The organism is Pseudoalteromonas sp. GW168-MNA-CIBAN-0100, from assembly GCF_040309225.1.
GTDB classification, from domain to species: domain Bacteria; phylum Pseudomonadota; class Gammaproteobacteria; order Enterobacterales; family Alteromonadaceae; genus Pseudoalteromonas; species Pseudoalteromonas arctica.
Genome location: NZ_JBEOOL010000059.1, coordinates 1 through 1,942 on the forward strand (window position 1 = coordinate 1; position 1,942 = coordinate 1,942).

Annotated in this window: 2 protein-coding genes; both read right to left on the reverse strand. The window is 42.2% G+C overall.

Features of this window, described 5'->3' with window-relative positions; translation table 11 throughout:
* Positions 1-52: 52 nt before the first annotated feature.
* Positions 53-826, reverse strand: a complete 774-nt coding sequence (gene istB, locus AAEY62_RS19935) for an IS21-like element helper ATPase IstB (RefSeq protein WP_089367648.1) — start codon at positions 824-826, stop codon at positions 53-55.
* Positions 823-1,857 (reverse strand): IS21 family transposase, encoded by a 1,035-nt coding sequence (gene istA / locus AAEY62_RS19940; protein WP_089367649.1) that lies wholly within the window; start codon positions 1,855-1,857, stop codon positions 823-825. Before istA ends, istB begins: the two co-directional genes overlap by 4 nt.
* Positions 1,858-1,942: the final 85 nt, after the last annotated feature.

Genomic DNA, 1,942 nt, shown 5'->3' on the forward strand with positions numbered 1-1,942 from the left:
ATGTCAACAACAACCGAAAAGTGATCCACTCCACCATTTGAATATTGATCCACTATTTATTAAGGTTTTCCATTAACCCTGCTTGTTTCTTTTCTTTAATTCTATAACTTTCCCCCTTAATTTGAACAATGTGTGAGTGGTGTAAAATTCTATCTAACATAGCTGATGTTAACGCTGTATCATTCGCAAAAATGCTTCCCCATTGTCCAAATGGGAGATTACTTGTGAGTATTATCGCTCCTTTTTCATAACGCTTTGCAATGACGTCAAACAATAACTTGGATTCTTGAGCACTGAACGGTAAATAACCTATTTCATCAATGATTAGTAGCCTGGGTGCCAGCACTGACCGCTGCATCACTTGTTTATACTTATCTTGTCGTTGGGCGGTGGTTAATTGCAATATTAAATCAGATGCGCTAATAAAGCGGGTTTTCAAGCCTGCTTGCACTGCCTTGTAACCTAGCGCACTGGCAATATGTGTTTTGCCTACACCAGATGGCCCGAGCAGAACGATGTTTTCTTTTCGTTCAATAAACGAGAGTGTGGCAAGCTCGTTAACCTGTTTTTTGGGCACACCAGTGGCGAACGTAAAATCAAATTCCTCGAGCGATTTTAATGACGGAAACCCAGCCATACGTGTAAACATAACCTGTTTACGTTGATGCCGGTGCTTCTGCTCGCTTTGCAGTATGCGTTCTAGAAACTGTAAATAATCCCATTCTTCTTTTGCTGCTTGCTGCGCTAGCGCTGTTGCGTTCGTTTCAACACCAGCGAGTTGAAGCTCCTCTGTTAGCTCATGCAAACGTGCTAATTGTAAGTTCATAAAGCCTCCGAAAACTGCGCGTAAATGTTTAAATCATGATGTAACGGTTGAGTCTCGAAGGACATATCAAATAAAGGCATGCTCACTTCTGCCGGCTGTGGTGGTGCAACAGGTTGGAGCGGGGGTAAAGATTGAAGGTATGTCTGCTCTTCTTTTAATCTATCTGCGGGTTTTACTTTTATTGTGTCGTGAATACGCTGGTTAGCCACTGTGTTCAACCAGTTAATGACTTCAACATTGGCAGTTTCAACGTCCAAAGTAAGTTCAAGGGCAGATAATTTAGTGGCCAATGGCTGATAAAAGTTATCGCGCACATAGCGTACCATTCGCTCTACTTTGCCTTTTGTTTGCGGGCGGTAGGGCTTACATAGCTTTGGAATGAACCCCATTTCTTTACTAAATTGGTAAAAATGCTGATTAAAGCGGTGTTTACCCTCACCGTAAGCATCACGCTCTATAACAACGGTTTTCATGTTGTCATACCACACTTGCTGTGGAATGCCTTGGAAATACTCAAAGGCTTGGCGATGACATGCTTCGAGCGTTTCATAGCGCATGTTGTCAGTAATCGCGACAAACAATGCACGGCTATAGCCTAAAACAGCGACAAAGGCATGCAGAGGTGATTTCCCACCTCGCATTTGGCCCCAATCAACTTGCATTTGTTTACCTGCTTCTGTTTCAAAGCGAATAATGGGTTGGGGCTCAACGCTCCCTCGATATTGATGCAGGTATTGACGTAGTAACGATATTTCTCCGGTATAGCCTTGCTCTTTAATTTCCCTGAGTAAAACAACGGCTGATAAGTGTATTGGAGCAGCTTTAGCTAACCGAGAATGCAAATATGGTTTAAAGGCCTCTAATTTTGAAATACCCGTTTTACGAGTAGCATAATGCGGCTCGTCAAAATCACCCTGAAGGTATTTTTTAACGGTGTTACGCGATATGCCTAACTGTTTAGCAATGGCTCGTTGAGACATGCCTTGCATGGCTAAGACTTTTATTTTCATGAACTCTTCTTTTGAAATCATGGTGCTTACCGAAAAGCACCAGTGTTAAGTTAACTGGATCAGATTTCAATTGTTGAAGTGGATCATTTTTGCATTGCTGGTAACA

Coding starts and splice junctions, on each gene's coding strand:
- istB (WP_089367648.1), bottom strand. CDS start 826: ATGAACTTACAATTAGCACGTTTGCATGAGCTAACAGAGGAGCTTCAA.
- istA (WP_089367649.1), bottom strand. CDS start 1,857: ATGATTTCAAAAGAAGAGTTCATGAAAATAAAAGTCTTAGCCATGCAA.